Genomic DNA, 7,275 nt, shown 5'->3' on the forward strand with positions numbered 1-7,275 from the left:
AATTTGTTTCCTGTATAGTCGAGTATTCCAAATCCGGAAATTGCATAACCCGGGTCTATTCCTGCAATTATCATGTCAAACTCCTTTTCAGGCAAATGGAAAAACTTTTGCTCCATGTATTAATGGACGTAAATCTAAACACCTTGTCCAGTTCCTAGTCTTGAATAATCCAAAGCTATTTGTGCTCCTATTGCCGCATTGTTGAATACCAGTTGAATATTGGAATCCAAACTTTTGCTTTCCGTCATTTCCTTTATTTTATCGAGAAGGTATGGTGTAATATCCTTGCCTTTTATATTGAGTTCATCAGCCTTTTTAAGGGCATCTTCAATTATTCCTTCTATATATTTCTTTTCCATTTCATATTCTTCAGGTATTGGATTTGCAACTATTACTCCACCTTCAAGACCCATGTCCCACTTAGCTGAAAGTGCTGACGCAATTTCCTCGGTAGAATCCATTTTATAATCGCAGTCAAGTCCACTGTCCCTTGTGTAAAACGCTGGAAACCTTTTAGTTTTGTATCCGAGAACGGGCACCCCCAGAGTTTCAAGTTTTTCCAAAGTAAGCGGTATATCCAGTATTGACTTTGCTCCTGCGCATACTACTGCAACATTGGTTGTTGCAAGTTCCATAAGATCTGCTGATACATCAAAGGTTTTTTCTGCTCCTCTGTGAACTCCACCAATACCACCTGTTGCGAATATTCTTATTCCAGCAAGATCTGCACAAATCATGGTTGCCGCCACTGTAGTAGCTGCATGCATTTTCTTTGAAACAATTACAGGAAGGTCTCTCCTGCTTGCCTTGTGAATGTTTTTTTCCTTGCCCAAAAATTCTATTTCTTCATTATTCAGACCTACTATGATTTCACCTTCTATAATACCTATTGTTGCAGGTATCACTCCGTAGTTCCTGATTATCTTTTCTATTTCTATTGCAGTTTTAATATTTTCGGGATAAGGCATGCCGTGGGATATTATTGTAGATTCAAGAGCTACAACAGGTTTCCCTTTTTCAACAGCTTCCTTGACCTCGCTGCTTATTCTTATATATTTTTTCATCATTTTAATACCTACAGCTCTGCATCATCAGGAAGATTGCAGTTGTGATATATTTCCTGAACATCATCATTGTCTTCAAGAAGGTCTATTATCTTAAGAATCATCTTTATACTGTCTTCATCAGCAACACTTACTTCAGTTTGAGGTATCATGCTGATTTCTGCTCCAAGTATCTTATGATCAGTATTCTTATAGGCATTATTGACTTCAGAAAAATTTTCCGGTGAAGTTATAATTTCTGCTATTCCGTCTTCAATTTTCACATCATCTGCTCCATTTTCCAAAGCTTCCATCATTATTTCATCTTCATCAGCTGATTCATCAAGTTCAAGAGCTATTATGCCGAGTTTGTCAAATAGATAGGATACACATCCTGTGGATCCAAGATTGCCGCCGTACTTTGAAAAATAATATCTTACATCTGCAGCCGTCCTGTACTTGTTATCTGTAAGACAGCTTACTATAAAAGCTGTACCGTTTGGTCCGTATCCCTCGTATACTATTGTTTCAAAGCTTTCAGAATTATCTCCTGCAGCACCTTTTTTTATTGCTCTGTCTATATTATCATTGGGCATATTTTCAGCCTTGGCTTTTTCGATTGCATTGGCAAGTGCTGTATTGTATTCAGAATCCTGACCACCTTCTCTTGAAGCTACAGTTATAGATCTAGCCAGCTTTGTAAATATCTTTGCCTTCTTGGCATCCTGTCTACCTTTTCTATGTTTTGTGTTTGCCCATTTTGAATGTCCTGCCATTAGTATTCCTCCTAAATTTAAATCATATGTATTTTAGCAGATAAATCCAATCCTTTCAAGTTATACATTAAGGATGGATTTTCCATCACTGAGATAATGCTTGTTGTACATCAGCTCAATGGCTATGTTGTCGGATGTCAAATTTCTTAGTTCTGTTTTGACGGTTTCGAATTTTTCATTTTCTACTATCAGTTCAATATTAACCTTTTCAAGGTATTCCCTTTCAGAAACATAGAGTAATGTTTTCTTCAAGTAATTGTCTATCTTTCCCAGAAGTGTGTAATCCACTGTGATTTTGAAACAGGAATATTCTCTAGCTTCTACAATTCGGCTCTTATCCACTGCTGATTTTGCAGATTTGGAATAGGCCCGGGCAAGTCCTCCCGTACCAAGCTTTATTCCTCCAAAATACCTTGTAACAACTACAAGAACATTTGTAATATCAATGCTCTTTAAATAGTTAATTATAGGTATGCCAGCAGTTCCACTTGGCTCACCGTCATCTGAATATCTTTGGATATTTGACTTTTCACCTATTATATATGCAAATACATTGTGGCTTGCATCCTTGTGTTTGGTTTTTATTTCCTGTATATGTTTAGTTGCTTCTTCTTCTTTTTCAACAGGAAAGGTATAACCTATAAACTTTGACTTGTTTACAATGGTTTCTTCACTTTCGCTTTTTAATATTGTGTTAAAACTCGCTGTCATCTTTCTTCTCCTTGAAATACCTGTCGTAAAACTTCTCCCTGGTTTTGAATACGACCTTTGTTCCGCTTTCAAGGTATTCCCTTTCGATTATTTCCGTCTTGTTTTCCACTATCTGCAGCTTTTCATATTCGTTGTAGCCGATTTCAAGCTCATATGTACCTACTTCTCCAAAGATTTCCAGAAGTATCTTTTCAACTAAAATATCTATGTTCAAATCTGACTTTGCGGAAATATAGGTTCCTGAAGCTTTGTCGTAGTCCAGGTCACTGTTGTCTATCTTGTTGTATACTTCAATCATTGGAATATCAGAAGCATTAATCTCCTTAAGTATATTCTCAGTTGTGGATTTCTGAACCTGAAGATTTTCATTTGTTATGTCTATTAAATGGATTACGAGATCGGAATAGTTTATTTCCTCGAGTGTACTTTTGAATGACTCTACTAGAAGCGTTGGAAGTTTGCTTACAAAACCTACTGTATCCGTAACTATGATTTCGAATTTTCCTGGAAGTACAAGTTTTCTATTTTCCGTTGTAAGGGTTGCAAAAAGTTTGTCAAATACATAAACTTCCTTTTCCTTTTCTACTCCATATTTTCCAAGAAGGCAATTTATGAGTGTAGATTTTCCTGAGTTGGTATAGCCTACCACGGAGACTATTGGTACGTTGTTTTTTAATCTGCTTTTCCTGTTAACATCCCTTACTAGAACAGTTTTTCGAAGCTGTTTTTCAATCTCATATACTCTTTTTTCAATATGTCTTCTATCTGTTTCCAGTTTCTTTTCTCCAGGTCCTCTTGTTCCAATACCTCCACCAAGCCTTGACATTTCAATTCCCTTACCCTTAAGCCTTGGAGTAGAATATTTAAGCTGCGCAAGTTCAACCTGAAGCTTACTTTCCTTTGTTTTTGCTCTTATGGCAAATATGTCAAGTATGAGCATTGTTCTGTCTATAACCTTTAAATCCGTTGCTTTTTCAATATTATTTATCTGGGAACCCGAAACTTCATCGTTAATGACAAGCAAGGTTGCACCTATTTCCTCTGCAAGATTTTTAATTTCTTCAACTTTTCCCTTTCCAAAATATGTGGCAGCATTATATTTGTCCAGCTCCTGTACTAATGAACAGGCAACTTCACCACCTGATGCCTCCACAAGGTTTTTAAGCTCTTCCATTTCATATTCCATGTCCCGTCTGCGCTGTTTTATTTTAACTCCTGCAATAATACTTTTTTCTATCAATTCAATCTCTCCCATCATTATATATTCAATGATTCAATAGTCTGATTTTATATTTTATACTTTTATAATTTACTTATTCTTTCATATGTATTATACATAAATATTTTTCCTTGTATGCGAACAGATTAATGTTATCACAGGCTGTAGCCTTACACAAGTTAATGGGATAAAAAATTAATAATTTTTTCGGCGGATTTATGTTATAATATTTACTTGACGAATAGCTTTGGAGGTTTATATGGCTAAGAAAAAGAAAAAAAGAAAGTTCAGTCTGGCAAGACTTATAATTCTAATAGTAATAATCGCCTTATTTGCGGGAGTAGGTGCTACTATTGGAATTGTTGTTGCCGCTGTAAGAAATGCACCGGATATCGATCCTACAATTATACTTGAGTTATTGACTGAAAGCTCTAATATTGTTGACGATAAAGGAAATGTAATAGAAATAATACAAAGTACAGACGATCGAAAAATTGTAACCCTTGATGAAATACCAGATTATCTGGAAGATGCATTCATATCTATAGAAGACCACAGGTTTGAAGAACATTTCGGAATAGACTTACGAAGGATAGCAGGATCAATGTTTCACAACATACAGGTTGGAGACTTGACAAGCCAAGGTGCCAGTACAATTACCCAGCAGCTAGCAAGAAACCTCTATCTCACGAGTGATCAGACCTTTGACAGAAAATTAAAGGAAATGTATCTGGCAATAGAGATGGAAAGGTCTCTAACAAAGGAGCAGATACTTGAGTATTATATGAATACCATTCCCCTTGGGCAAAGCAACAACGGAGTTCAGGCGGCATCTTTTGCATATTTCTCAAAGGATGTAGGTGATTTAACTATTGCAGAGGCTGCTCTCCTGGCTGGTGTTCCAAAAGCTGATTCAAAATATGCACCATACAAAAAAATACGTACTGGAGATGATACGGATATACCACCGGAAGATATAGTGGGATATGTATATGTTTCTGGTACAAAATACACATGTATTTACAACGGGTTGTCTGTAGAAAGACAACAAACAGTCCTTTTCAGAATGCACGAACTTGGAAAAATCACTGACGAAGAATACGAAATTGCGTTAGCCCAGGATATTAGAACAAGCTTAAATCCAGGACAAAAGAAAAGTACTGAAATTTCTTCATACTTCACAGACTATGTAAAAAACCAGGTTGTAGAAGATCTTATGGCGGAATACGGATATACCTATGAAGACGCTGAATCACTACTGTACACAGGCGGTTTTACAATTTACTCAACTATGGATTTTGACGTGCAAAAGACTCTTGAAGAATCGTACAAGAACTTTGCTGAACTTCTTCTAGGAGATTTGGAAGGTGAAACAACACCTTATGTTGAAGAATGGAAATCCTTCAGTTGGAAAAGCGATGGTACCAGCACGGGAAACCTAGACGGACATGACAATGTATTAAACGAAAATGGAAGATATCTTTACTTCAAAAAGGAAAACCTCTTGAATGAAGGATATAATGTTGTATTGAATCCTGATGAATATACTTTTGATGAAAATAATAACCTAATAATCAATTCGAAAAAATTCAATCTCTACTCAACTGTTATAGATATAGTTGATTATTATACAATAGAAGACAATTTCCTTGTTACTCATGAAATGGGTGGACTTAATATTGGTGAAAATTTCGAAATAATATCATCTTATGCCAACAAAGGTGAATTCAAACTGACAAAGGAATACATTGATTCTATAGAGGATTTCCATACCATTGATTCTGAAGGAAATCTTGTCATAAGCAACAGCAACTATTTCTATGATGAAAAAGGAATTTTCCAGCCTCAGTCTGCAGCAGTCATAATGGATTACCACTCTGGTGAAATAAAGGCACTCATAGGTGGAAGAAACATAACTGCGGGGAAATCCTTCAACAGAGCTATTAGTGCAGAAAGACAACCGGGATCAACAATAAAGCCATTGTCTGTTTATCTTCCTGCCCTCGATACTGGATACACTACATCATCAATGATTGATGATGTACCAAGATACAATGACAGTGGACAAAGATGGCCTAAAAACTGGTATGAAAAACAAGCTTACAAATACTGGGGATTAACTACACTTAGAAAATCAGTTGAATTTTCACTAAATGTCAATGCAGTCAAAATGCTTGAAAATATTGGTTTTGACACTTCCCTTGACTATTTGAATAAACTCAGACTTGTTGATTTTAAAGATCCATCCCAGGACAGCTTTGTTACTCCCGAAGAAAACAGGTCCTACAATGACTTAAATCTTGCCGCCATGGCACTGGGAGGTCTTACTAAGGGCTTCACTCCCCTCGACATGACTGCAGCCTACGGTGCAATAGCAAATGATGGTGTTTACATCCAACCTTATGCATATACAAAGGTTCTTGACGGCAATGGAATAACAATACTGGATAAAGAAGTCGAAAGCAACTATGTAGTATCCCCTCAGGTTTCCTTTTTAATGAAGGACATACTAAGAAGTACAGTAACACAGGGATTGTCATACAATGCTGCTCTTCCATCGGAATATGGAATTGAAGTTGCAGGAAAGACAGGTACAACTTCAGACAATGGTGATATATGGTTCATGGGATTCTCTCCCTACTATGTAGGAGGAATATGGATTGGAAACGACAACTCCCAACTAAGAGTAGGAACAGGAAGTTCGTCAACCGCAAGACTTTGGGGCAATATTATGAAGGAAGTCCACAAGGAGCTTGAGCCACAGGAATTTCTGAAACCCGAAGGAATTGTACAGGTAACTGTATGTTCACAATCGGGACTGCTCCCTACCGAACTCTGTGAACGTGACCCAAGAGGAAGCAGCGTAATAAATGAATATTTTGTAAAAGGAACGGAGCCTACATCATTCTGTAAAACACATATAGAAGCCAATGTCTGTACACTTTCAGGGATGGCGCAGGGTCCTTACTGTCCTCTTGACAGCATAGAAAAGAAAGTATTCATTACAAGAGAAACACTTTATGATCCTATGATGAATCCTTTGGAAAAGAATGAAAGCTACTATACACTGCTTGAAAACTACAAATTATATTTGGAAATCAAGTCACAAATAGAAAACAAAAACCTTGATGATGCAACTATTGAAAATGTTTACGGTGGAGTTGTGAAAATGTATGACGGGCAAATATCACATATCAATGAAATAGCAGTTGAGGATCTTGTTGTCAACGGACTCCTCACTCAGGACTACAACTATCAAATGCCTATTAATGAATGTATATGGCACAATGTATACCACTGGAATGAGTATCTGAATTCACAGAATGGAAACAATTCAAATACAGACAACAATGATTCAAGTAGAACCGACAGTAGAGAAAACAACGACGACGAAAATGACAATTAGCATAAAGTTTTTTATATAATCCAAAAAGCAAAAAAGTTGAGATGAAAATCTCAACTTTTTTGCTTTTTGGAAAATAAAATACTTATTAGTCTTCGTAGAGATTGTTCCCTTCTGAATCTA

Annotated in this window: 5 protein-coding genes; 1 reads left to right on the forward strand and 4 read right to left on the reverse strand. The window is 36.5% G+C overall.

Going from position 1 to position 7,275, the window contains the following annotated elements; genetic code table 11:
• Positions 1-134: 134 nt before the first annotated feature.
• Genes AC3AX0_RS04340 through hflX form a run of 4 tightly spaced genes read right to left on the reverse strand, consistent with a single transcriptional unit; the run spans position 135 to position 3,770 of the window.
• The gene (locus AC3AX0_RS04340) at positions 135-1,064 is read right to left on the reverse strand and encodes a pseudouridine-5'-phosphate glycosidase (RefSeq protein WP_487549084.1); all 930 of its coding nucleotides are present in this window, start codon (positions 1,062-1,064) and stop codon (positions 135-137) included.
• A gap of 11 nt (positions 1,065-1,075) precedes the next feature.
• The gene (locus AC3AX0_RS04345; RefSeq protein ID WP_487549080.1) at positions 1,076-1,819 is read right to left on the reverse strand and encodes a YebC/PmpR family DNA-binding transcriptional regulator; all 744 of its coding nucleotides are present in this window, start codon (positions 1,817-1,819) and stop codon (positions 1,076-1,078) included.
• A 60-nt stretch (positions 1,820-1,879) separates the two neighbouring features.
• A complete protein-coding gene (locus AC3AX0_RS04350) occupies positions 1,880-2,530 on the reverse strand; it encodes a YigZ family protein (RefSeq protein ID WP_487549081.1) in 651 nt (216 codons plus the stop codon).
• Entirely contained in the window at positions 2,514-3,770 is a 1,257-nt protein-coding gene (hflX, locus tag AC3AX0_RS04355) for a GTPase HflX (protein ID WP_487549082.1), read from the reverse strand. The genes AC3AX0_RS04350 and hflX overlap by 17 nt, the downstream gene beginning before the upstream one ends.
• A gap of 238 nt (positions 3,771-4,008) precedes the next feature.
• Between hflX and AC3AX0_RS04360 the strand changes: the two genes are divergently transcribed.
• Positions 4,009-7,155: a penicillin-binding protein 1A gene (locus AC3AX0_RS04360; protein ID WP_487549083.1), complete on the forward strand. Its 3,147-nt coding sequence runs from the start codon at positions 4,009-4,011 to the stop codon at positions 7,153-7,155.
• Positions 7,156-7,275 lie beyond the last annotated feature (120 nt).

The organism is Dethiosulfatibacter sp. (genome assembly GCF_983023055.1).

What these genes read in the sequence shown, in the direction of transcription:
- AC3AX0_RS04340 (WP_487549084.1), bottom strand. Translation starts at nt 1,064, where the DNA reads ATGAAAAAATATATAAGAATAAGCAGCGAGGTCAAGGAAGCTGTTGAA.
- AC3AX0_RS04345 (WP_487549080.1), bottom strand. Translation starts at nt 1,819, where the DNA reads ATGGCAGGACATTCAAAATGGGCAAACACAAAACATAGAAAAGGTAGA.
- AC3AX0_RS04350 (WP_487549081.1), bottom strand. Translation starts at nt 2,530, where the DNA reads ATGACAGCGAGTTTTAACACAATATTAAAAAGCGAAAGTGAAGAAACC.
- AC3AX0_RS04360 (WP_487549083.1), top strand. Translation starts at nt 4,009, where the DNA reads ATGGCTAAGAAAAAGAAAAAAAGAAAGTTCAGTCTGGCAAGACTTATA.